This window comes from Jatrophihabitans cynanchi (genome assembly GCF_027247405.1).
Classification (GTDB): Bacteria; Actinomycetota; Actinomycetes; order Mycobacteriales; family Jatrophihabitantaceae; genus Jatrophihabitans_B; species Jatrophihabitans_B cynanchi.
This window is the reverse complement of record NZ_CP097463.1, coordinates 394,310-416,005: the sequence shown is the minus strand read 5'-3', so window position 1 is coordinate 416,005 and position 21,696 is coordinate 394,310. Positions and strand designations below refer to the sequence as shown.

The 21,696-nt window shown below is 69.7% G+C and carries 25 protein-coding genes and 1 tRNA gene; 15 read left to right on the top strand and 11 right to left on the bottom strand.

Annotated features, from left to right (window positions below; all coding sequences use genetic code 11):
• Positions 1 to 123: 123 nt before the first annotated feature.
• The gene (locus M6B22_RS02010; protein WP_269444100.1) at positions 124 to 789 is read left to right on the top strand and encodes a class I SAM-dependent methyltransferase; all 666 of its coding nucleotides are present in this window, start codon (positions 124 to 126) and stop codon (positions 787 to 789) included.
• 2 nt (positions 790 to 791) lie between these two features.
• Here the strand turns inward: M6B22_RS02010 and M6B22_RS02005 are convergent, their stop codons facing one another.
• From M6B22_RS02005 to M6B22_RS01995, 3 genes are read right to left on the bottom strand one after another with little or no spacing between them, the layout of a single operon-like run.
• A complete protein-coding gene (locus M6B22_RS02005) occupies positions 792 to 1,658 on the bottom strand; it encodes an SCO6745 family protein (RefSeq protein WP_269444099.1) in 867 nt (288 codons plus the stop codon).
• 15 nt (positions 1,659 to 1,673) lie between these two features.
• Positions 1,674 to 3,074, bottom strand: a complete 1,401-nt coding sequence (locus M6B22_RS02000; protein ID WP_269444098.1) for an aspartate aminotransferase family protein — start codon at positions 3,072 to 3,074, stop codon at positions 1,674 to 1,676.
• A gap of 42 nt (positions 3,075 to 3,116) precedes the next feature.
• A complete protein-coding gene (locus M6B22_RS01995; RefSeq protein WP_269444097.1) occupies positions 3,117 to 3,584 on the bottom strand; it encodes an Lrp/AsnC family transcriptional regulator in 468 nt (155 codons plus the stop codon).
• Positions 3,585 to 3,724: 140 nt separating this feature from the next.
• Here M6B22_RS01995 and M6B22_RS01990 point away from each other — a divergent pair, with 140 nt between their 5' ends.
• The 7 genes from M6B22_RS01990 to M6B22_RS01960 all read left to right on the top strand — a co-directional run bounded on the left by M6B22_RS01990 (position 3,725) and on the right by M6B22_RS01960 (position 11,480).
• Positions 3,725 to 4,933 (top strand): ABC transporter ATP-binding protein, encoded by a 1,209-nt coding sequence (locus M6B22_RS01990; protein WP_269444096.1) that lies wholly within the window; start codon positions 3,725 to 3,727, stop codon positions 4,931 to 4,933.
• Positions 4,930 to 6,213 (top strand): ABC transporter substrate-binding protein, encoded by a 1,284-nt coding sequence (locus M6B22_RS01985; RefSeq protein WP_269444095.1) that lies wholly within the window; start codon positions 4,930 to 4,932, stop codon positions 6,211 to 6,213. The genes M6B22_RS01990 and M6B22_RS01985 overlap by 4 nt, the downstream gene beginning before the upstream one ends.
• Before the next feature lie 10 nt (positions 6,214 to 6,223).
• On the top strand, positions 6,224 to 7,108 hold the full coding sequence (locus tag M6B22_RS01980) for an ABC transporter permease (protein ID WP_269444094.1): 885 nt from the start codon (positions 6,224 to 6,226) through the stop codon (positions 7,106 to 7,108).
• Positions 7,109 to 7,111: 3 nt separating this feature from the next.
• Positions 7,112 to 7,990: an ABC transporter permease gene (locus tag M6B22_RS01975; RefSeq protein ID WP_269444093.1), complete on the top strand. Its 879-nt coding sequence runs from the start codon at positions 7,112 to 7,114 to the stop codon at positions 7,988 to 7,990.
• A complete protein-coding gene (locus tag M6B22_RS01970; RefSeq protein WP_269444092.1) occupies positions 7,987 to 9,381 on the top strand; it encodes an NAD(P)/FAD-dependent oxidoreductase in 1,395 nt (464 codons plus the stop codon). Before M6B22_RS01975 ends, M6B22_RS01970 begins: the two co-directional genes overlap by 4 nt.
• 27 nt (positions 9,382 to 9,408) lie before the next feature.
• Positions 9,409 to 10,449, top strand: a complete 1,041-nt coding sequence (speB, locus tag M6B22_RS01965; RefSeq protein ID WP_269444091.1) for an agmatinase — start codon at positions 9,409 to 9,411, stop codon at positions 10,447 to 10,449.
• A gap of 77 nt (positions 10,450 to 10,526) precedes the next feature.
• Positions 10,527 to 11,480, top strand: coding sequence for an acyl-ACP desaturase (locus tag M6B22_RS01960; RefSeq protein ID WP_269444090.1), 954 nt, complete (start codon positions 10,527 to 10,529; stop codon positions 11,478 to 11,480).
• A 3-nt stretch (positions 11,481 to 11,483) separates the two neighbouring features.
• On the opposite strand, the gene M6B22_RS01955 is transcribed toward M6B22_RS01960, so the two are convergent.
• Entirely contained in the window at positions 11,484 to 11,762 is a 279-nt protein-coding gene (locus M6B22_RS01955; protein WP_269444089.1) for a DUF2631 domain-containing protein, read from the bottom strand.
• Positions 11,763 to 11,851: 89 nt separating this feature from the next.
• Here M6B22_RS01955 and M6B22_RS01950 point away from each other — a divergent pair, with 89 nt between their 5' ends.
• Entirely contained in the window at positions 11,852 to 13,462 is a 1,611-nt protein-coding gene (locus M6B22_RS01950) for a Rieske 2Fe-2S domain-containing protein (RefSeq protein WP_269444088.1), read from the top strand.
• A gap of 3 nt (positions 13,463 to 13,465) precedes the next feature.
• Positions 13,466 to 13,921: a pyridoxamine 5'-phosphate oxidase family protein gene (locus tag M6B22_RS01945; RefSeq protein ID WP_269444087.1), complete on the top strand. Its 456-nt coding sequence runs from the start codon at positions 13,466 to 13,468 to the stop codon at positions 13,919 to 13,921.
• On the opposite strand, the gene M6B22_RS01940 is transcribed toward M6B22_RS01945, so the two are convergent.
• The 3 genes from M6B22_RS01940 to M6B22_RS01930 form a co-directional block, all read right to left on the bottom strand.
• Entirely contained in the window at positions 13,922 to 14,416 is a 495-nt protein-coding gene (locus M6B22_RS01940) for a GNAT family N-acetyltransferase (RefSeq protein ID WP_269444086.1), read from the bottom strand.
• 16 nt (positions 14,417 to 14,432) lie between these two features.
• Positions 14,433 to 14,507: transfer RNA gene (locus M6B22_RS01935), tRNA-Leu, on the bottom strand.
• Positions 14,498 to 14,968, bottom strand: coding sequence for an HNH endonuclease signature motif containing protein (locus M6B22_RS01930; protein WP_269444085.1), 471 nt, complete (start codon positions 14,966 to 14,968; stop codon positions 14,498 to 14,500). The genes M6B22_RS01935 and M6B22_RS01930 overlap by 10 nt, the downstream gene beginning before the upstream one ends.
• Positions 14,969 to 15,161: 193 nt before the next feature.
• On the opposite strand from M6B22_RS01930, the gene M6B22_RS01925 reads away from it, so the two are divergent.
• Positions 15,162 to 16,025, top strand: coding sequence for a hypothetical protein (locus tag M6B22_RS01925; protein WP_407935621.1), 864 nt, complete (start codon positions 15,162 to 15,164; stop codon positions 16,023 to 16,025).
• A gap of 57 nt (positions 16,026 to 16,082) precedes the next feature.
• Here M6B22_RS01925 and bcp read toward each other — a convergent pair whose 3' ends face one another.
• Positions 16,083 to 16,559, bottom strand: coding sequence for a thioredoxin-dependent thiol peroxidase (bcp, locus tag M6B22_RS01920; protein WP_407935585.1), 477 nt, complete (start codon positions 16,557 to 16,559; stop codon positions 16,083 to 16,085).
• Positions 16,560 to 16,650: 91 nt separating this feature from the next.
• Between bcp and M6B22_RS01915 the strand changes: the two genes are divergently transcribed.
• From M6B22_RS01915 to M6B22_RS01900, 4 genes are all read left to right on the top strand, one after another.
• Positions 16,651 to 16,878, top strand: a complete 228-nt coding sequence (locus M6B22_RS01915) for a DUF3618 domain-containing protein (RefSeq protein ID WP_269444082.1) — start codon at positions 16,651 to 16,653, stop codon at positions 16,876 to 16,878.
• Between the two features lie 4 nt (positions 16,879 to 16,882).
• The gene (gene purU / locus M6B22_RS01910; protein WP_269444081.1) at positions 16,883 to 17,734 is read left to right on the top strand and encodes a formyltetrahydrofolate deformylase; all 852 of its coding nucleotides are present in this window, start codon (positions 16,883 to 16,885) and stop codon (positions 17,732 to 17,734) included.
• Between the two features lie 101 nt (positions 17,735 to 17,835).
• Positions 17,836 to 18,453 (top strand): DUF47 domain-containing protein, encoded by a 618-nt coding sequence (locus tag M6B22_RS01905; protein WP_269444080.1) that lies wholly within the window; start codon positions 17,836 to 17,838, stop codon positions 18,451 to 18,453.
• A 3-nt stretch (positions 18,454 to 18,456) separates the two neighbouring features.
• Positions 18,457 to 19,458: an inorganic phosphate transporter gene (locus tag M6B22_RS01900; RefSeq protein WP_269444079.1), complete on the top strand. Its 1,002-nt coding sequence runs from the start codon at positions 18,457 to 18,459 to the stop codon at positions 19,456 to 19,458.
• Here M6B22_RS01900 and M6B22_RS01895 read toward each other — a convergent pair.
• From M6B22_RS01895 to M6B22_RS01885, 3 genes are read right to left on the bottom strand one after another with little or no spacing between them, the layout of a single operon-like run.
• Positions 19,448 to 20,284 (bottom strand): 5-oxoprolinase subunit C family protein, encoded by an 837-nt coding sequence (locus M6B22_RS01895; protein ID WP_269444078.1) that lies wholly within the window; start codon positions 20,282 to 20,284, stop codon positions 19,448 to 19,450. The genes M6B22_RS01900 and M6B22_RS01895 overlap by 11 nt on opposite strands.
• Entirely contained in the window at positions 20,281 to 20,889 is a 609-nt protein-coding gene (gene pxpB / locus M6B22_RS01890) for a 5-oxoprolinase subunit PxpB (RefSeq protein WP_407935620.1), read from the bottom strand. Before pxpB ends, M6B22_RS01895 begins: the two co-directional genes overlap by 4 nt.
• Positions 20,880 to 21,638, bottom strand: a complete 759-nt coding sequence (locus M6B22_RS01885) for a LamB/YcsF family protein (protein WP_269444076.1) — start codon at positions 21,636 to 21,638, stop codon at positions 20,880 to 20,882. Before M6B22_RS01885 ends, pxpB begins: the two co-directional genes overlap by 10 nt.
• Between the last annotated feature and the right edge of the window lie 58 nt (positions 21,639 to 21,696).

The window sequence follows — 21,696 nt, the reverse complement described above, 5'->3', positions numbered from 1 at the left end:
CGCGGACACCGTCCAGTCCGACGGAGCCTTTCGAGGCTTCTGACGCGAGTGATCAGCGCTAGCTCACAGCCCAACCGGGCCCGGCTCCAGGCCGGTCGCGAGCGCCGGCCGTAGGGTGGCCGGATGAGCTCCCGGCCGATCAGCGCCAACGGACTGGCCGCCGACGCGATCGCAGCAGGAGAGCCGACGGCCTGGTTCGACACGCTGTACTCGGCGGCAGCGCGGGACGAGGCCCAGGTCCCGTGGGACCGGCACGCGCCGCACCCACTGCTCGTGCAGTGGGCGGCCGAGCACGCGCTGGACGGATCGGCCCGGAACGCGATAGTCGTCGGCTGCGGCCTCGGTGAGGACGCGGAGTTCCTCGCCTCGCTCGGCTTCGCCACGACCGGTTTCGACATCGCTCCCGCGGCGGTGGCCGCTGCCCGCGACCGCTTCCCGTCCTCGCCGGTCTCGTACGACGTGGCCGACCTGTTCGACCTGCCGGACGGATGGGCCGGCGCGTACAGCCTGGTGTTCGAGAGCCTGACCGTGCAGTCGCTGCCGCGGACGCTGCGGATGCGGGCGATCGCAGCGGTGCGCAGCCTGGTCGCGCCCGCCGGTCGGCTGCTGGTGGTGTCCGGAGCCCTCGGCGACGGGGACGATCCGGACGAGGGGCCGCCGTGGCTGCTGAGCCGCGCCGAGCTGGACGAGTTCGCGGCCGACGGCCTGGTCAGCACCGGCATCGACTGCGTGCCGGGAGCGGACGGCGGCGGCAGCCACCGCTGGCTCGCGGCCTACGTCCGCGGCTGAACCTAGGCGTGCGGGCCGGCGAAAACCTCCGGCGGAAACGCGCCGTGTGCCACGACGGCGCGGGTGAGCCGCTTGCCCAACTCGATCAGGCGCACGGTGCGGTCCTCGCCGAGGTGTCGCCACGCGGCGGTGTCCAGCCGGTCGGTGTCCGCCTCGATGGATTCGCGCAACGCCACGCCGGCCGCGCTCAACCCGTCGGCGTCCATCAAGCCGCGCGATCGCAGCGCCTCGGTGGCGGCGTCCCACTGCTGGTCGGACCACCCGCGGATCTTCTTCGCCGATTCGACGGTGAAGCCACGGCCGGTCGCCGTGTGGGTGATGATCGCCTCTATCCCGGACAGCCCGGCGCGCAGCAGGGCGGCGAGGTGGCCGTCGCCGCGGTACTCGCGCAGCAACGTGGCCGCGTGCCAGAGGGCCAGGTGCGGCTCGTCCGGCCAGTCGAGCGTCGCGTGCGCGGCATACAGCGGGCGTCCTTCCGGCGCGAGCGGCTCGGTCGCCTCGCGGGCAAGCTGGGCTAGCTCGGTCAGCTCGGCCGAACCGAGTCCCTCGCCGAGGAGCCGGCGTAGTACGCTGTCAGCGATCCGCAGCCGCGCCGCCAGCACCTCCGCGGGCGAGGCCAACGTCCACGCCCGCGGGATGTGCTTGGCCACCATCGCCGGATTGAAGTTGTAGAACGTCGCCGCGGTGACACCCGCGCACACCGCACCCATCGCCGCGGACCGGCTCGCGAAGTACGGCATCGAACCGGGCCGCAGCCCGATGTCGACGTACTGGGCCTGGGCCTCAGGCGCGAAGTACACCAGCGAGTGCAGTGACTCGGTGGCCCGGTGAGCACGCGCGGAGAGTGCAACCGCGAAGTCGTCCGTCATTACCGGACGGTATCGCTACAGCCGGTTCCACGCCTCGGTGAGGACACCGCGCAGGATCTGCTCGATCTCGTCGAACTCGCTCTGCCCGATGATCAGCGGCGGCGCGAGCTGCACGACCGGGTCTCCGCGGTCGTCCGCGCGGCAGTACAGCCCGGCCTCGAACAGCGCCTTGGACAAGAACCCGCGCAGCAGCCGCTCCGACTCGTCCTCGTCGAACGTCTCCTTGGTGGTCTTGTCCTTGACCAGTTCGATCCCGTAGAAGTAGCCGTCACCACGGACGTCGCCGACGATCGGCAGGTCGAGCAGCTTCTCCAGCGTCGCGCGGAAGGCGCCCTCGTTCTGCAGGACGTGCTGGTTCAGCCCCTCCCGCTCGAACAGGTCCAGGTTCGCCATCGCGACGGCGGCCGACACCGGGTGGCCGCCGAACGTGTAGCCGTGCGGGAAGTAGTCGGTGCCGCTCCAGAACGGTGCCGCGATGCGGTCGCTGACGATGCAGGCGCCGATGGGGGAGTAGCCGCTGGTCATGCCCTTGGCGCAGGTGATCATGTCCGGGACGAAGCCGAACTTGTCGGCGGCGAACATCGTGCCCAGCCGGCCGAACGCGCAGATGACCTCGTCCGACACGAGCAGCACGTCGTGCCGGTCGCAGATCTCGCGCACCCGCTGCAGGTAGCCGGGCGGCGGGGGGAAGCAGCCGCCGGAATTCTGCACCGGCTCGAGGAACACGCACGCCACCGTGTCCGGTCCCTCGTACTCGATCGCCTGATCGATCGCGTCCGCGGCCCAGCGGCCGAACGCCTCGAGGTCGTCGCCGTGTTCGGGCGCCCGGTAGAAGTTGGTGTTCGGAACCTTGTGCGCCCCGGGCACCAGTGGCTCGAACCACTTCTTGGCGTCCGGGATGCCGGTGATCGACAGCGCGCCCTGCGGCGTGCCGTGGTAGGCGATATTGCGGCTGATCACCTTGGTCTTCATCGGCTTGCCGACGAGCTTGAAGTACTGCTTGGCCAGCTTCCAAGCGGTCTCGACCGCCTCGCCGCCGCCGGTGGTGAAGAAGACCTTGTTCAGATCACCCGGCGCCAGGTCGGCAAGCCGGTCGGCCAGCTCGATCGCGGCCGGGTGCGCGTACGACCACAGCGGGAAGAACGCCAGCTCGGACGCCTGCTTGTAGGCCGCCTCGGCCAGTTCGGTGCGACCGTGGCCGGCCTGCACGACGAACAGCCCGGACAGCCCGTCCAGGTAGCTCTTGCCGTGGACGTCGAAGATGCGGGCGCCCTCGCCGCGCACGATCGTCGGCACCGGCGCCGTCGCGTAGGACGACTGCCGGGTGAAGTGCATCCACAGGTGCTCGTAGGCCTTCTTCGACAGGTCGCTCGCGTCGAATGCCGGGTCGCTGGTGCGGATGGGTGTGGTGGTCATGCGATATCCCTTGTAGTTGTGGTGCAGTGGTTGCGGAACGCGTTACCGCGCGCCCCAGTTGTAGGTCTGCTTGGCCAGCCGCAGGTACAGGAACGTCTCGGTGCGCATGACGCCCTCGATCGCGCGGATCCGCTCGTTGATCAGTTGCAGCAGGTGCGCGTCGTCCTCCACCACGACCTCGGCGAGGATGTCGAACGAGCCGGCCGTGATCACCAGGTAGTCGACCTCGTCGATCTTGCTGAGCTGCTCGGCGACCGCCTCGACGTCGCCGGTGGCCGAGATGGCCACCATCGCCTGCCGCGCGAAACCGGTCTGCATCGGGTCGGTGACCGCGACGATCTGCATGACGCCGTGGTCGACGAGCTTCTGCACGCGCTGGCGCACCGCGGCCTCGGACAGCCCCACGGCCTTGCCGATCGTGGCGTACGCGCGGCGACCATCTGCCTGCAACTGCTCGATGATCGCTCGCGACGTGTCGTCGACGAGTTCGCGGGGCCCGGTGCGCGCCATGTGCCCCAGCTTCGCCCATCGGGGCGGGATAAAGCAAGCGAATCCGTCGTGTTTCCCCGGAATGACTACGGAATCCCTTGTGGCGAGCGGCGTCACATGCCAGGATCCTCGCTAGCCCGTCCGACGAGCTGGGGAGACAGATGGACCTGACGAAGCCACCTGAGGCAGGAGCGCCCGCGGCGGCGCGGCCCGCGACCGCGAGCCAGCCACTGCCGGCGATCGAATTGGTCGGCATAGCCAAGCGCTTCCACAGCCGACGCGGGGTCGTCGCTGCGGTCGAGCACGTCGACCTGATCATCGGCGAGGGCGAGTTCTTCTCGCTGCTCGGGCCGTCCGGGTGCGGCAAGACCACGACACTGCGGATGATCGGCGGCTTCGAGGAGCCGACCGAAGGACAGATCCTGCTGTACGGCCACGACGTCGTCGGCGTGCCGCCCAACCACCGCGACGTCAACATGGTGTTCCAGTCGTACGCGCTGTTCCCGCACATGTCGGTGTTCGAGAACGTCGCGTTCGGGCTGCGCCGCAAGGCGGTCTCCAAGGCCGAACTCGCGACGCGCGTGGGTGAGATGCTCGACCTCGTCCAACTGCAGGGCAAGTCCGACCGGCGGCCCCGCGAGTTGTCCGGCGGCCAGCAGCAGCGCGTCGCACTCGCGCGCGCCCTGGTGAACCGGCCGCGCGCACTCCTGCTCGACGAGCCGCTCGCCGCACTCGACCTCAAGCTGCGCCAGGCGATGCAGCTGGAGCTCAAACGGATCCAGCGCGAGGTCGGCATCACCTTCGTGTTCGTCACGCACGACCAGAACGAGGCGCTGACGATGTCCGACCGGCTGGTGGTCATGAATGCCGGCCGGATCGAGCAACTCGGCGCGCCCCGCGAGGTGTACGAGCGGCCGCGCACCCGGTTCGTCGCCGGGTTCATCGGCACGTCCAACCTCATCGAGGGGAGGGTGACCCGTGTCGACGGCGACACCGCCGTCCTCGAACCGGGCGGCGGCGAGTCGATCGTGGTGCCGGACGCGGTGCCGGTCGGCGCGACCGTGGGCGGACCGCTGCACCTGACCGTGCGCCCGGAGAAGATCGTCATCAGCCTCGAGCAGCCTGCGGCCGGTCGCTGCACGCTGCGCGGACGGATCGCCGAGGTCGTCTATCTCGGCTCGTCCACGCAGTACGCGGTGCGCACGCCTACCGGGGCGGAGCTGTCCGTGTTCGTGCAGAACTCCTCGGACTCCAGCGACGTCGCCGAGCGCGAGCAGGACGTGTGGCTGTCGTGGCGACCGGAGCATTCGCTCGCGCTGGCCGACTCGCCCGGGCAGCTCGCGCCCCAGACCGTGGGAGCACCGGCATGAGCACACCGAACGTCCCGCAGCCGGGCTGGCTGCCGCCCGACCTGGTGCGTGGCATGACCTCGCCCCGGCTCAGCCGGCGGCGCGCGCTGCAACTGGGAGGCCTGTCGGCGCTCGGCCTCAGCCTGGCCGCGTGCGGCATCCCCGGCGCCAGCAGCGGCAAGAACGACCTGAGCCTGAACGCCGCGCGCAAGAACATCAAGGAGTTCTGGCAGCAGCACCCGAAGAAGACCGGTCAGCTCAACTTCGAGAACTGGCCGCTGTACATCGACGTCGACGACAAGAACAACCACCCGTCGCTCGAACTGTTCACCAAGCAGACCGGCATCAAGGTCAAGTACGACGAGGGGATCCAGGACGACGACTCCTACTTCGGCAAGATCCAGCCGGTACTCGCCGCCGGGCAGAGCATCGGCTGGGACATCATCGTCATCACCAACGGCATCTTCTTGGACAAGCTGGTCGAGCTGGACTATCTGATCCCGCTGGACCAGAACGCGATGCCGAACTTCTACGCCAACGCGAGCCCGCTCGTGCTCAACCCGAGCTTCGACCGCGGCAACGTCTACACGATGGCCTGGCAGTCCGGCATGACCGGCATCGCCTACAACCCCAAGTACGTCGACCGCGAGATCACCAGCTGGCAGGACCTGCAAGATCCCGCGTTCAAGGGCAAGGTCGGCATGTTCGCCGACATCGAGGACACCCCCAACTCGGCGCTCTGCGCGATCGGCGTCAACCCGGAAACGTCCACCCAGGACGACTGGAAGAAGGCGGCCGACTGGCTGAAGAAGCAGCGGCCGCTCGTGCGCAAGTACTACCAGCAGGACTACATCGCCCCGCTGTCCAAGGGGGATCTGTGGATCTCGCTCGCCTGGTCCGGCGACATCTTCCAGGCGAACGCCTCGGGCGCGGACCTGAAGTTCGTGGTGCCGAAGGAAGGGGCACCGCTGTGGACGGACAACATGTGCATCCCGGTGCGCGCGCAGCACCCGCGCGACGCGATGATCTACATGGACTGGGTGTACCAGCCGGACGTCGCGACCATGCTGGCCGAGTACATCAACTACATCACCCCGGTGCCGGCGACCCAGGCCCTCATCCGCAAGGACGCGAAGGACGCTGACAACTCCGACGACCGCGACTTCTACAACGAACTGGCCTCGAGCCCGCTGATCTTCCCGAGCGTCGCCGACTACTCCAAGCTGCACCGCTACCGGGTGCTGGACGCCGACGAGGAGAAGGTCTGGGACGACCTCTTCGAACCGATCTACGAGTCGTGAGGGGCACGGCATGAGTGCGCGCAGCATCCGCGCCCGGCTGGCACCGTACTGGCTGGTCCTGCCTGCCTGGCTGTGGCTGGTGATCTTCTTCGTGGTGCCGACGCTGGTGATGCTGTCGGTGTCCACCATGACCGGCAACCTGCTGGACGGCTTCAAGCAGACCTTCGCCTGGCACACGTACTCCGACGGCTGGAGCAGGTATCACATCCAGTTCATCCGGTCGATCGTGTACGGGCTCGTCGCCACCGTGATCTGCCTGGTGATCGCCTACCCGGTGGCGTACTGGATCGCGTTCCGCGGCGGCCGGCACAAGTCCAGCCTGCTGTTCCTGCTGCTGCTGCCGTTCTTCGTCTCGTTCGTGATCCGGACGCAGTCGTGGAACTTCATCCTCTCCGACAACGGCATCCTGCTCGGGCCGCTCAAGCATCTGAGCCTGTTCGGCTGGCACCCGATCGGCAAGGACTTCGCGCTCCTGCAGACCTCCACCGCCGTCGTCGGCGGGCTGGTCTACAACTTCCTGCCGTTCATGGTGCTGCCGATCTACGTCGCGCTCGAGCGGGTGGATCCGGCGCTGCTGGAGGCGTCCTCGGACCTGTACGCGTCCAAGACCGCCTCGTTCCTGCGGGTGGTGTTCCCGCTCTCGGTGCCCGGAGTGTTCGCCGGGGTGTTGCTCACCTTCGTCCCGGTGGCGTCGGACTTCGTGAATGCCACGATCCTGGGCGGCACCAAGACCACCATGATCGGCAACATCATCCAGACCGAGTACTTCACCAACTCGGACTACCCGACCGCGGCCGCGCTGTCCTTCATCCTGATGGGTGCCCTGCTGGTCGGCATCTTCATCTACGCGAAGGCACTCGGCACGGACGACGTCCTGGATATGGCGGCGAGGTAAGCGATGTCGGCACTGGCAGGGGAAGCGCTCGAGATCGCCGAGCAGCACGAACGGCGGCCCCAGCCGCGACGGCGGCGCGGTGCGCGCTGGGTGCTGCCGCTGTGGGGCTGGGTGGTGATCGCATGGCTGTGCGCGCCGATCATCGTGATGATCATCTTCGGCTTCAACAACTACAAGGGGAAGTTCAACACCACGTGGCAGGGCTTCTCCATCAAGTGGTACCGGAACCTGTTCGCGATCAGTGACCTGACCACGGCGCTGGAGCATTCGCTGACGATCGCTGCGATCGTCACTGTGATCGCCACCGTCCTCGGCACGTTCCTCGGGATGGCCCTGGGCAAGTACCGGTTCCGCGGGTCGGGCTCGGTCAACCTGCTGCTGTTCGCCAACATCGCCGCGCCCGAGATCGTGCTCGGTGCGGCCCTGCTGAGCTTCTTCCTGACGCTGGGCGTGCCGCGCGGCTACTGGACGATCGTGATCGCGCACGTGATGTTCAGCATCGCGTACGTCGCGGTGACGGTCCGGGCGCGAATGGCAGGGATGGACCCGGCGCTGGAGGAGGCGGCCCGCGATCTCGGCGCCGGCCCGGTGATGACGTTCCTGCGGGTCACGCTGCCGATGCTGATGCCCGGTGTGCTCGCCGGCGGCCTGCTCACGTTCGCGTTGTCGATCGACGACTACATCATCACCAGCTTCAACAACGGCTCGACCCAGACGTTCCCGCTCTGGGTGTACGGCGCGGCGCAGCGCAACGGCGGCAACGTCCCGGGCCAGGTCAACGTCATGGGCACGCTGATCTTCGGCTTCGGCGTGTTGCTCGCGCTGATCGGCTTCCTCGCCAACCGCGAGAGGAAGGCGAAGGCGAGGGCTGTCGAGTCTTGACCCGCTCCTCCGCACTCGCGGACACGGCGCCCGCCTGCTTCTGGCTCGACTCGCCCGATCGACCGGAGCCCGCCGAGCCGCTCGGCGGCGACACGCGCTGCGACCTCGCGGTGGTGGGCGCCGGCTACACCGGCCTGTGGACCGCCCTGCTGGCCAAGGAGGCCGACCCGTCGCGTGACGTGGTGCTGATCGACGCAGGCACCGCCGGCTGGGCGGCGTCCGGGCGCAACGGCGGCTTCTGCGCGGCCAGCCTGACGCACGGCCTGGACAACGGGCTGGCGCGATTCCCGGACGAGCTGCACACCCTGGAGCGGCTCGGCCTGGCGAACCTGGACGCCATCGAGGCGAGCGTGCGCAAGTACGACATCGACTGCGGCTTCGAGCGCACCGGTGCGCTGGACGTCGCGACCGAGCCACACCAGGTGCCCTGGCTCGACGACGACGTCGAACAGGCGCGCGCGTACGGGCACGACGCGGTGTTCCTGGACCAGCAGGCCGTCCGCGCCGAGGTGAACTCGCCGACCTACCTGGCCGGCAGCTGGCACCGCGACGACACCGCGCTCGTGGACCCGGCGCGATTGGCCTGGGGGCTGCGCGCCGCCTGCCTGCGCCTCGGCGTGCGGCTGCACGAGCACACCGCGGCGCACGGACTGCGCCGCGACGGCACGGGGGTACGAATCACCACCTCACACGCTGCGGTGCGCGCCGATCGCGTCGCGCTGGCCACCAACGCGTTCCCGTCGCTGCTGCGCCGGGTTCGTCCGTACGTCGTCCCGGTGTACGACTACGCCTTGATGACCGAGCCGCTCTCGCCGGCGCAGCAGGACGCACTTGGCTGGCAGAACCGGCAGGGACTGGGCGATGTCAGCAACCAGTTCCACTACTACCGCCGCTCGGCCGACAACCGGATCCTGTGGGGCGGCTACGACGCGATCTACCACTGGGGCAACGGGATGCGGCCCGAGTTCGACCGGCGGCCAGCGACGTTCGAACTGTTGGCGAAGCAGTTCTTCGCCACCTTCCCGCAGCTGGAAGGATTGCGCTTCAGCCATGCGTGGGGCGGCGCGATCGACACGTCCACCCGGTTCTTCGCCTTCCAGCGCACCGCACTCGGCGGGCGGGTGGCATACAGCCTCGGGTACACCGGCCTCGGGGTCGCCGCCAGCCGCTTCGGCGCCCAGGTGATGCTCGACCTGCTCGCCGGGCGCGAGAGCGAGGCGACCCGGCTGCAGGCGGTGCGCAGCCGCCCGGTGCCGTTCCCGCCCGAACCGGCGCGATCGGCCGGGATCGCCTTGACCCGGCGCGCGCTCGCCCGGGCCGACCGCAACGGCGGCCGCCGCGGACCATGGCTACGCACGCTCGACCGGCTCGGGCTCGGCTTCGATTCTTGATCGCGTTCGGCGAGATAGGTTGCTGACATGGCGCGCTACGGACCGCAGTTCGGTCCCGACATCACCTTCCTCGGCGTGGATCGCTGCGACTGGGCCGACCCCGGCAGCTATGCCGGCGCCGACGTGGTCATCCTCGGCGCGCCTTTCGACGGAGGCACCTCGCACCGCGCCGGGACGCGTTTCGGGCCGCAGTACATCCGGCAGACCTGCTACCTGCCGCACGACGGTTCGCGACCCTCGCTGGCGATGCGGGTCGACGGTCTGCAGGACCTCTCGGTCTACGACGCGGGCGACGTCGAGATGTTCTCCGGCGACGCCGCCCGATCCGTGCGCGACCTGCAGGCGGCTGTGTACGCCGTCACCTCCCAGGGCGCGATCCCGCTCGTGCTCGGCGGCGATCACACCATCGCCTGGCCGGACGCCGCCGGCGTAGCGCAGCACCTCGGTCAGGGCCGCATCTCGATGATCCACTTCGATGCGCACGCGGACACCGGCAACATCGAGTTCGGTTCGCTGATCGGGCACGGCCAGCCGATGCGGCGGCTCATCGAGTCCGGCGCGCTGCGCGGTGACCGATTCCTGCAACTCGGCCTGCGCGGCTACTGGCCGCCGCCGGAGACGCTGGACTGGATGGCCGAGCAGCGGATGCGGTCCTACGAGATGAGCGAGATCGGGGCACGCGGCCTGGACGAGTGCCTCACCGAGGCGTTCGGTATCGCCCTGGACGACTGCGACGGGGTGTTCCTGTCGGTCGACATCGACGTGTGCGACCCCGGCCACGCCCCCGGCACCGGCACGCCCGAACCCGGCGGGCTGACCGCCCGGCAACTGCTCGACTCCGTCCGGCGCATCGGGTACGAGCTGCCCGTGGTCGGTATGGACGTCGTCGAGGTGTCCCCGCCGTACGACCACGCCGAGATCACCTCGTTCCTGGCGAACCGGGTCGTGCTCGAGGCGCTCACCGGCATCGCCCGCCGCCGCCGTGACGCGGCCGACGGGACGACGTGGGACCCGCGCCGCCCGCTGCTCGACGGCCGGCCCGATTCGCCGACCCGTGCTGGCGGGTAGGTGAGAGATGTCCGGGCGATGGGCAAACCTACGGTAACGTAGCCGTAAGTTACCGTCGACCGCATCCGGAGGTGCGCATGAGTGTTCTCGAGGCAGCCGGCACCGAGACCGGCGCCGCCGTTCGGGTCCTGCACGAGCTCGAACCCGTCGTCGCCGCCAACTTGGACCGGCATCTGAAGATGACCAAGGACTGGCAGCCGCACGATTACATCCCGTGGAGCCGCGGTCGCGATTTCGCGTTCCTCGGCGGCGAGGACTGGCAGCCCGAGGACAGCCCGCTCGATCCGGTCGCGCGCACCGCGATGACCGTGAACCTGCTCACCGAGGACAACCTGCCCTCGTACCACCGCGAGATCGCGACCAGATTCGGTCGTGACGGCGCGTGGGGCGAGTGGGTCGGCCGGTGGACGGCGGAGGAGGCGCGGCACGGCATCGCCCTGCGCGACTACCTGGTGGTCACCCGCGGCGTCGACCCGGTCGAACTGGAGCGGCTGCGCATGCTGCACATGTGCGCGGGCTATGACTCCGGCGACAAGACACCGCTGCAGACGATCGCGTACGTCTCCTTCCAGGAGCTAGCGACCCGCGTCTCGCACCGCAACACCGGCGCTGCCACCGGCTGCCCGATCGCCGAGCAGTTGCTGCAGCGCATCGCGAGCGATGAGAACCTGCACATGGTCTTCTACCGGAACCTGGTTGCGGCAGCGCTGGACATCTCGCCGGACGAGACGATGCGCGCGATCTGCGACGAGGCCACCGGGTTCGCGATGCCCGGCGCCGGCATGCCCGACTTCACCCGCAACTCGGTCACCATCGCCAAGGCGGGGATCTACGACCTGCGGCTGCACCACGACGACGTGCTGCAGCCGGTGCTGCGCTACTGGAAGGTCTTCAGCCGCGAGGACTTCGGCCCCGCTGGTGAGCAGGCACGTGAGGAGCTGGCCGGCTTCCTCGGCGCGCTCGACGAGCAGGCGACCCGTTTCGTCGAGCAGCGCGAGCGGCTACGTGCGCGCCGCGCGGCGCGGGCCTGAGCGCTACTTGCGCCAGCTGTGGCGGCGGCGCTGCACGTCCCAGATCAAGATGACGAACAGGGCCGCGGTGAAGCCGACCAGCCACCCCGTCCCGGAGTGGTTGTAGTGCGTCGCGGTGATCATCAACAGCAGGATGATCGCGACCACCCAGCCGCCGATCCGGGCGGCGCGGCCCCATTCGCCGTGCCAGCCCCAGTCGGTGGGGTGCTCGCTCGGATGGTCGGCCTTGTAGTCCTCGGGCAGGCTCAGATCGGGCTGCTCGCTGTGGGGGTTGAGGGCCACGGCTGCGCGCTCCTGTCAGGTCGTCCGGTGCTGGCACCGTCCCGAGTGGTCCGGGAAGGACGTCCCCATTCTGGCATTAGGGTCGAGGCATGCGTATCACCGGCCTGGGCCACGCCAGTGTGCTGATCGAGACGGCACACGGCAGCATCCTGACCGACCCGTGGGTGAACCCGGCGTACTTCGGATCGTGGTTTCCGTTCCCGGACAACTCGGCGCTGGACTGGGACGCGATCGGGCAGGCCGACTACCTGTTCGTCAGCCACCTGCACCGTGATCACTTCGACCCGGAACAGCTGCGCAAGCACGTGTCCAAGAAGACCACCGTGCTGCTGCCGGACTTCCCGACCAGCGAGCTCGAGGACGCTCTGCGCGAGCTCGGCTTCACCAGTTTCGTCAAGCCGGAGAACGGGGAACCGCTCGACGTCGACGGCCTGCAGGTCATGATCCACTCGCTGACGTCGCCGACGGACGGGCCGATCGGCGACTCCTCGCTCTGGGTGTACGACGGCCGGCACCGGGTGCTCAACCAGAACGACGCGCGTCCGTCCGAACTGGACGTCTTCACCGAACTCGGCCCGGTGGACGGCTACCTGGTGCAGTTCTCCGGCGCGATCTGGTTCCCGATGGTGTACGAGTTGCCGGCGCGCGCGAAGCAGGCGCTCGGGCTGTCCAAGCGCGAGCGGCAGTTCGACCGCACGCTGCGCTACATCAACGACCTGGGGGCCCGGTTCGTGTTCCCCACCGCCGGCCCGCCGTGCTTCCTGGACGAGGAACTCTGGGGCTTCAACGACATCTTCGGCGACGAGTCGAACATCTTCCCGGACCAGACCGTGTACCTGGACTGGCTGGCCTCCCAGGGCCACGACGAGGGCCGGCTGCTGCTGCCCGGCTCGGTCGCCGACCTGGACACGCCGGACTGCCGCGTCCAGCACCCGTACGAGCCCGAGAAGGTGTTCGCGAACAAGGAGTCCTACCTGCGCGAGATGCAGGCCAGGCGGATGCCGGAGGTCGAGGCTGCCAAGGCGGGGTGGGCGCATCCGGAGATCGAGATCCTGCCCGCGCTCGTCGAATGGTTCACGCCGTTGCTGGCCGAGGCCGACCACATGGCGAAGGGCATCGACGGTGGCGTCCGGTTCACCGCCGAGGACGCCGAGCGGGGCGACGTGGACGTCCTGCTCGACTTCGTGGCTCGCGAGGTGCGTGCCTACGCGGGCGAGAAGGTGCGCTACCGGTTCCGCACCCGCCGCGCGTACCTGGAGCAACTGATCTTCGAGCACGAGATCGACTGGGTGAACTCGCTGTTCCTGTCGTGCCGGTTCTCCGCGCACCGCATCGGCCCGTACAACGAGTTCATCTACGTGTTCTTCAAGTGCCTGTCCGAGGAGCGGCTGAACTATGCCGAGGGCTGGTTCGCCGAGCAGAACGCCGCCGAGGCAGCCGAGACGATCGTGCTGGACGGCTGGGAGATGCAGCGCCGCTGCCCGCACCTCAAGGCCGACCTGTCGCGCTTCGGAACCATCGAGGACGGCGTGATGACCTGCCAGATGCACGGCTGGAAGTGGCGGCTCGCCGACGGCAAGTGCCTCACGTCGGTGGGTCACGACCTGCGCTGTGCGCCGGTGGGGGAGCCGGTGCCCGGTGAGCCGATCCCGCCCGTCGAGCATCACGACGCGCGTGGCCAGCACGAACTCGAGCCCTGACCCGTGGCCGCGCCACGTCCGGGGCCCGAGCGCGCCGACCATGCGCGTGCGCTGCTGTCCGCGCCCGCGGCGGACGCCTGGGTGGCGTCCGCCTCGGCCGACGGGCGGCCCTACCTCGTTCCGCTGTCGCTGTGCTGGGCCGGCGAGCGGATCGTCCTGGCGACCGTGACCGGCTCGCCCACGGCGGTGAACATCGAGCGCGCCGGACGAGCTCGGATGGCCCTGGGCGGCACGCGTGACGTGGTGATGGTGGACGCCGAGCTGCTCTCTGCGACGGCGCTGGCCGAGACTCCACCGGAGGTGGCGGACGCCTACGCGACGCAGGCCGACTGGGACCCGCGTCGGGCCGGCGGCGAGTTCACCTACCTCGTCCTGCGTCCCATCCAGGTCCAGGCCTGGCGCGAGGCCAACGAGATCCGCGGCCGTACGGTCATGCGCGACGCCACCTGGCTCTACTGATCATCGCGTCGGCGCGAGCGCGGCGATGTAGATGGCAGCGGGGTTGCCGGGACGCCATCCGGGCAGCGGATCGATGGTGTCGATCTGGACGAATCCGTGCCTTCGCCAAAACGCATGGGTGCTCTCGTACGGTTCGTAACCGGCCGAGGCGTCGAGTGTCTTCACCTCGAGGAGTTGCACACCGGTACCGGACAGTTCCGCAAGGACGTGAGCGAGCAGCGCAGTACCGATGCCCTGTCCGCGGAACTTCTCGTCCGTCGCCATCCACGCGACTTCGGCCACCGTGACCGCTCGCCGATCGACAATTGTGAAGGCGGTTGGCCGCTCCTGCAGGTCAGCAATCCAGCAGTTGCCGGTCTCGGCGGCGCGCTCGATCTCGTCGAGGTCGTCCGCAATGAAGTACTCGGGCAGGCCCGCGGCGATAGCGCGACACATGGCTGAATCAGCCGCGCGCGCATGCCGAATCGAAAGCACGCGAACCCCGTCTCGCCGCACGCCGAGGGCGCGCCAGTAGGGCCGGCGGGATTCGAACCCGCACTGTCACGGTCCTAAGCCGTGGGTCTCCTGCCAGTTGGACTACGGCCCCTTGCGGGGAACACAATACGTCGGCGTCATCGCGTGGCAGTTCGGGCACAGGAAGCGTAGGTTCTCGGCGCGATTGTCGAGCCAGTCGCCGTTGACGTGATCGACGTGCAGTGTCAACGGGACCTCACGGGGATCGAGTCCGCAATGCGCGCAGATGTACGGCCGACCAATCTCGACAAGTGCGCGCCGAAGGGCCGCAGGTTTCTCGCGCAGACTGCCCTCCGGTCGCACGACGAGGACTCGTTGCGCAGTAAGACGGCGGGTACCCAGCTTGCCGCGTTGGTGAGATTGGCCGGTGAAGTGGGATGTGTCGATACCGTAATGGCGGATCCTTTTTGCGATGTGTGACTGGGTGCCGCCGGCCTGACGGAGTCCGAGGTACCTGAGCACACCGGCGAAACTTACAGAGCTGCTCGCGGCTTCAGCGAGTTCCTCGGCCGGATAGCGACGATTCGCTCCCATGGACGAATAGTACGCAGTGGCACCGACAACTGGGTCGAGCTGCGGCCCTTACGGCGAAGACGATCCGGCCGATGTAGGCGATCGACGGAACTACGAAGGGAATGACGTGCGGGGTCGCGCGAAGGTTGGTACGCTCGCGGCGGCGGTCGCGCTCGCGGTCGTCGCCGCCTTACCCGGCGCCGCGCCGGTCGTCGTGGCCGGGGCGCATGCCACGACAGTTGCGAAGTCGGTGCCGACACTCGCGGGCTGCCCGCTGTTCCCGGCGAACAGCGCGTGGCGCAAGGACATCTCGCACGCGCGCGTCAACCCGCACTCGAAGGCGTGGGTACGCAGCGTCGGGTTGAGTGGGCACCTGCACGCGGACTTCGGCTCGAACCCCAGCTACGGGATCCCGTACAGCGTGGTGCCGACGAGCCAGCCCAAGGTCGAAGTCACGTTCACCGCGTACGGCGACGAGAGCGACCGCGGCCCGTACCCGATCCCGCCGAAGGCACGCATCGAGGCCGGCAGCGACCGGCACGTGCTGGTCGCCTCGCGGAACTGTCACGTGTACGAGCTGTACGGCGCCCGCCGGTCCGGCAACAGCTGGCGCGCGGCGTCCGGCGCGGTGTTCGACCTGCGCAGCAACAAGCTGCGCCCGGCGGGCTGGACGTCCGCCGACGCTGCCGGGCTGCCGATCCTGCCGGGGCTGGTGCGCCCGGACGAGATCCGCGCCGGGCACATCGACCACGCGCTGCGGTTCACGGTGGCGCGCACGCAGCGCGGCTACATCCATCCGGCCACGCACCAGGCGGGCTCCACCAACTCGATGTCCGCGCCGCCCATGGGCGCCCGCTTCCGGCTCAAGGCCTCGTTCAGCCTCAAGGGCTACCACGGCGCGGCGCTGATCATCCTGCGGTGTCTGAAGAAGTACGGCATGTTCGTCGCGGACAACGGCTCGAACTGGTTCATCTCCGGTGCCACCTACCGCGGCTGGAACGACGACGACCTCAACCAGTTGAAGCGGGTGCCCGGCTCGGCATTCCAGGTGGTCGCGACCGGCCGCATCCGGCACTGAGCGTTGGCCTCATAGCAGGCGCGACACGCGGGCGAGACCCTGCTACGGGGCCAACTGTCAGTCCAGGCCGAGGTCGCGGCGCAGCTTGGCCACGTGCCCGGTCGCCTTCACGTTGTACTGGGCCAGCTCGACCTTGCCCTGCTCGTCGATCACGAAGGTGGAGCGGATCACGCCGGTGACCTTCTTGCCGTACATCGTCTTCTCGCCGAACGCGCCGTACGCCTGCAGCACCGAACGGTCCACGTCCGACAGCAGCGGGAAGTTGACCGCGTCGCGCTCGCGGAACTTCGCGAGCTTCTCCGGCTTGTCCGGCGAGATGCCGACGACCGCGTAACCGGCCGCGCTGAGCGAAGCGAGCGAGTCCCGGAAATCGCAGGCCTGCTTCGTGCAGCCGGGCGTCATCGCGGCCGGGTAGAAGTACACGACGACCTTGCGGCCGCGGAAGTCCGCGAGCGAGACGGGTGCGCCGTCGGCGTCGGGAAGGGTGAACGCGGGCGCGGTGTCACCGGGCGTGAGGCGGCTCATGGCCGTCACGCTACCGGCGCCGAAGCAACCCACTAGGCTCGGCCCAGCAACCCACTAGGCCCAGCCGGCCCGACAGCGGGCCAGGGGAAGGGAGCGTGACGTGGCCGACCGCACGGCAGACCAGATCCAGCGCGACATCGAGCGGGCGCGCGCCTCCCTCGCGGTCGCAGTCGACCAGATCACGTATCGCACCAACCCCAAGCGCCTCGTCGAGAACGCCAAGAAGTCGCTTGCCGAGAAGGCGCAGACGCCACAGGGCAAGGCCGTGATCGGTGGCGTCGGTGCGTTCGTCGTCGTCATGATCGTCCGCAAGCTCCGCAAGCACTGAGCACGTGCCCACTGCCGTCCTGCTGATCTCCTGCCCGGATCGGCCCGGCCTGGTCCACGCAGTCGCCGAGTTCGTGCTCGCCGCGAACGGGAACGTGCTGCACGCCGAGCAGCACGTCGACCGGGAAGCCGGAGTCTTCTTCCAGCGGGTGGAGTTCGAGCTGGACGAGGCCACGCTCGGCCGCGATCAGGTCGCCACCGCGTTCGCGCCGGTCGCGAACCGGTTCGGTATGCACGCCGACGTGCACTTCTCCGACGAGCGGCCCCGGATCGCGGTGCTCGCCTCGCGGGAAGCGCACTGCCTGGGTGACCTGCTCGGACGCTGGCGGGCCGGCGAGTTGCCCGCCGAGATCGTCGCGGTGATCAGCAACCACGCCGACCACGCCGCGCTCGCCACCTTCAGCGGCGTCCCCTTCCACCACCTGCCGGTGACGCCCGACACCAAGGCCGCGCAGGAGGCCGCGCTCGTCGAACTGCTGCGCGGCTACCGCGTCGAACTGGTGGTGCTGGCCCGCTACATGCAGGTGCTCACCTCGACCGTGCTGGACGCGTTCCCCGCGCAGATCATCAACATCCATCACTCGTTCCTGCCCGCGTTCGTCGGCGCGCGGCCCTACCACCAGGCGCAGCAGCGCGGCGTGAAGCTCATCGGCGCGACCGCGCACTACGCGACCGCGGACCTGGACGAGGGGCCGATCATCGCCCAGGACGTCGAACCGGTGAGCCACCGCGACTCGGTGGCCGACCTGATCGGCAAGGGGCGTGACCTGGAGACGGTCGTGCTGGCGCGCGCCGTCCGGGCGCACGTGGAGCACAGAACGCTCGTTTTCGGGAACAAGACAATCGTGTTCGGCTGACCAGCGGCGTGATGCCCGGTGCGGGCGGGCGGGTGCGGATCGCCGACTGACCTGTGACTAGGCTCGTTCCGCTTGCCACCGCACGACCTGCGAGGAGCATCGTGGCCTTCAGCCTCACCCCGCGTGACAGCGCCTTCTATGCGATGTTCACCGAAGCCGGACAGAACGTCGCGGCGTCGGCGGACATCTTGTCCGGCCTGCTCGATCCCAACGCGAACCGCGAATCGATCGCCAAGCAGTTGCGCGAGCGCGAGCACGCCGGCGACTCGGTGACGCACCGGATCATGCGCCAGTTGAACACCAGCTTCGTCACCCCGTTCGACCGCGAGGACATCTACCGGCTGGCGGCCGCGCTGGACGACGTGGTCGACGCGATGGAGGCCGCCGCCGACTTCGTCGTGCTGGCCGACGTGGGCAAGTTGCCGGCGCTGATGGCCGATCAGATCAACCTGCTGGTGACTTCGGCGCACGAGACCGCCGACGCGATGGCGCGGCTGAAGACGTTGCGCGACCTCGAGCCCTACTGGATCGAGGTGAACCGCCTGGAGAACGAGGCGGACCGGGTCTACCGCAAGCTGCTGTCCAAGCTGTTCAGCGGCGACTACGACGCGCTGACGATGGTCAAGCTGCGCGAGGTGGCCGACGGCCTCGAGGACGCCGCCGATGCCCTCGAGCACGTCGCGCACGCCGTCGAGACCATCGCGGTCAAGGAGTCCTGACCGGTGGGATCAACCGCCCTCGTGGTGGTCATCGTCGTCGTCGCGCTCGGGTTCGACTACACGAACGGCTTCCACGACTCGGCCAACGCGATCGCGACGTCGATCTCGACCAAGGCGCTGACCCCCCGGGTCGCGCTCGCCATGGCAGCGGTCGCCAACGTGGTCGGCGCGCTCATCTCGACCAAGGTCGCCGCGACGGTCGGCAAGGGCATCATCGAGACGCCGACCGGCGGCACGGCAGGGCTCGCCGTCGTGCTGGCCGCCCTGGTCGGCGCGATCGTCTGGAACCTCGGCACCTGGTACTTCGGGCTGCCGTCGTCCTCGTCGCACGCCCTGATCGGCGGGCTCGTCGGGGCCGCGCTCGCCGCGTCCGAGGCGGTGAAGTGGTCCGGCGTCGTGGACAAGGTGATCGTCCCGATGGTCCTCTCGCCGCTGATCGGCTTCGGGCTCAGTTACCTGTTCATGCTGCTCGTGCTGTGGACGTTTCGCAGCATCAACGCGGTGCGGGCCAACCGTGGCTTCCGCTGGGCACAGATCGCGTCGGCGGCCACGATGTCCTTCGCGCACGGCACCCAGGACGCGCAGAAGACGATGGGCGTCATCACGCTCACCCTCATCGTGTCCGGTCACCTGAATGCGCACGCGGGCGTCCCGCTCTGGGTGATCCTGTCCTCGGCGGCCGCGATCTCGCTCGGCACCTACTCCGGCGGCTGGCGCATCATGCGCACGATGGGCCGGCGCATCTTCTCGCTGACCCCGCCGAGCGGGTTCGCCGCGCAGGCCGTCGCCAGCGGCGTCATGCTCGGCACCTCGGCCTACGGCCTGCCGGTCTCGACCACGCACGTGATCTCCTCGGCCGTGATGGGCGTCGGCGCGACCCGGCGGTTCTCCGCGGTGCGCTGGGGCGTGGCCGGCAACATCGTCGTCGCCTGGGTGCTGACCATGCCGGCCGCGGCGCTCGTCGCGGCGCTCGTCTGGCTCGGTGTGCACCCGTTCACGACGTGACGAACCGGACCCGATCGCCCGGGCGCAGCTGTGCGGCCGCGGACAGCTCGGCGGTGCGCAGGACCGCGATCACCGGGTAGCCGCCGGTGACCGGCGCGTCGGGCCCGAGCAGGATCGGGCGGCCGTCCGGCGGCACCTGCAGTGCCCCCGGCAGGGTCGGCTCGCTCGGCAGCTCGCCCGCGCGGATCCGTCGCAACGGCGGGCCGACCAGCCGCACGCCGATCCGGTCCGAGTCGGGGCGCACCGTCCACCCGGTCCGGGTCAGCGCGGTCGGCGCGTCCGGCGCGAACCAGTCGGCGCGCGGGCCGAGGACGACGCGCAGCCGCCTGGGCAGCGCCGGCGCCGGGACGAGCGACCCGTCCACCGGGGCCGGTGGCTCCGGCCCGACCGCCAGCCGGTCGCCGGCACGCAGCGGCGCCGGGCCCAGACCGCTGAGCGTGTCGGTGCTGCGCGAACCCAGCACCGCGGAAAGCGCGATCGCCCCCCGCACCGCCAGATAGCTGCGCAATCCCGCCCGCGGGGTGTCCAGCCGGACGACGGCGCCCGCCGGCAGGGTGACGGCGACGCCGTGGTCGAGCCCGGTGCACGGCGCGCCGGTGATCGCCAACGTCAGGGCATGGTGCAGCCGAAGCTGCAGGCCGCCGAGCGTGACCTCCAGGGCGGCCGCGTCCGGCGGGTTGCCCACCAGCCGGTTGGCGGCCCGCAGTGCGCTGCGGTCGAACGCGCCACTTCGCGGCACCCCCAGCCGCGCGTATCCGGCGCGGCCGCCGTCCTGGACGGTTGTCAGCGGGCCGGGTGCGAGAACCTCCAGCACGGCGCGGCTCACAGCGGCCGGAACCGCACCCGGACGCCGGGCGCCAGCAGTGCAGGCGGCGTCCGGGACGGGTCCCACAGGGCCGCCTCGGTACGCCCGAGCAGCCGCCAGCCGCCGGGGGAGGAGCGCGGGTAGACGCCGGTGTACTCGCCCGCGATGCCGACCGAGCCGGCCGGGACCTGCGTGCGCGGGGTGGCCAGCCGGGGGCGGTGCAGGGCCGGCTCGAGCCCGCTGAGGTAGGCGAAGCCGGGCGCGAAGCCGCAGAAGTCCACGGTGTACTCGGCCGAGCTGTGCCGCGCGATGAGTTCCGGCACGCTGCACCCGACCTCCTCGGCGACGTCCTGCAGATCGGCGCCGTCATAGCGGACCGGCAGTTCGACAAGCGCGGCCTCCGGCAGCTCCTGCGGAGCGTGTTCGGCCTGCCGAGCGGCCTCGACGATCGCGGCCCCCGAGGTGCGTGCCTGGTCGAAGCTCACCAGTAGGGTCCGGGCGGCGGGCACTACCTCCAGCACCCCGGGCGCGGCGCCCAGCGTCGCCCGCAAGCCGGCCAGCTGCGCCGGATCGTCGGGCTCGAGGAGCACGGCGCGGTCGCCGTACGGTCGGCTGATCACGCGCAGAACGGGGCCGGTTCGATCCCGGCGTCGGCCAGCGTCCGGCGGATCTCGCGCACCAGGTGCACCGCGCGGGGGGTGTCACCGTGCACGCACACCGACTCGACCTGCACCTCGATGCGGGTTCCGTCCACAGCCGTCACGGTGCCGAAGCGGGCCAGTTGCACCGCCTGCGCGACCGCGGCCATCGGGTCGGTGTGCACCGCGCCCGGCTGCCCGCGCGGTACGAGCCGACCGGTCGGCAGGTAGGTACGATCGGCGAACCCCTCGGCAACGAACGCCAGTCCGGCCCCCCGCGCCGCGCGTTCGAGCTCGGAGGCGGGCAGGCCGAGCACCAGCAGCTCCGGGTCCACGGCGGCGACGGCCGCGGCGATCGCACCGGCCTGCCCGGAGTCGTCGGCCGCCGTGTTGTACAGCGCGCCGTGCGGCTTGACGTACCGCACCCGCGACCCGCTCGCGCGCGCGAACGCGTCCAGCGCGCCGAGCTGGTAGATGACCTCGGCCGTCAAGTCCTCGGGGTCGATGTCGATGCGCCGCCGGCCGAACCCGGCCAGGTCGCGGTAGCCGACCTGCGCCCCGATCCTCACCCCTCGCTCGGCGGCGCGGGCGCACACCCGGCGCATGGTCACCGGGTCACCGGCATGGAAGCCGCAGGCCACGTTGGCGCTCGTGACCAGCTCGAGCAGGGCGTCGTCGTCACCGAGACGCCAGGCACCGAAGCTCTCGCCGAGGTCGGCGTTCAGGTCGATGGGCACCCGCGTGACGCTAGTGGTCGGCCCCGGTTATCGTTACGAAGGTATGCCTTACCTAACG

Coding starts and splice junctions, on each gene's coding strand:
- M6B22_RS02010 (WP_269444100.1), top strand. CDS start 124: ATGAGCTCCCGGCCGATCAGCGCCAACGGACTGGCCGCCGACGCGATC.
- M6B22_RS02005 (WP_269444099.1), bottom strand. CDS start 1,658: ATGACGGACGACTTCGCGGTTGCACTCTCCGCGCGTGCTCACCGGGCC.
- M6B22_RS02000 (WP_269444098.1), bottom strand. CDS start 3,074: ATGACCACCACACCCATCCGCACCAGCGACCCGGCATTCGACGCGAGC.
- M6B22_RS01995 (WP_269444097.1), bottom strand. CDS start 3,584: ATGGCGCGCACCGGGCCCCGCGAACTCGTCGACGACACGTCGCGAGCG.
- M6B22_RS01990 (WP_269444096.1), top strand. CDS start 3,725: ATGGACCTGACGAAGCCACCTGAGGCAGGAGCGCCCGCGGCGGCGCGG.
- M6B22_RS01985 (WP_269444095.1), top strand. CDS start 4,930: ATGAGCACACCGAACGTCCCGCAGCCGGGCTGGCTGCCGCCCGACCTG.
- M6B22_RS01980 (WP_269444094.1), top strand. CDS start 6,224: ATGAGTGCGCGCAGCATCCGCGCCCGGCTGGCACCGTACTGGCTGGTC.
- M6B22_RS01975 (WP_269444093.1), top strand. CDS start 7,112: ATGTCGGCACTGGCAGGGGAAGCGCTCGAGATCGCCGAGCAGCACGAA.
- speB (WP_269444091.1), top strand. CDS start 9,409: ATGGCGCGCTACGGACCGCAGTTCGGTCCCGACATCACCTTCCTCGGC.
- M6B22_RS01960 (WP_269444090.1), top strand. CDS start 10,527: ATGAGTGTTCTCGAGGCAGCCGGCACCGAGACCGGCGCCGCCGTTCGG.
- M6B22_RS01950 (WP_269444088.1), top strand. CDS start 11,852: ATGCGTATCACCGGCCTGGGCCACGCCAGTGTGCTGATCGAGACGGCA.
- M6B22_RS01930 (WP_269444085.1), bottom strand. CDS start 14,968: ATGGGAGCGAATCGTCGCTATCCGGCCGAGGAACTCGCTGAAGCCGCG.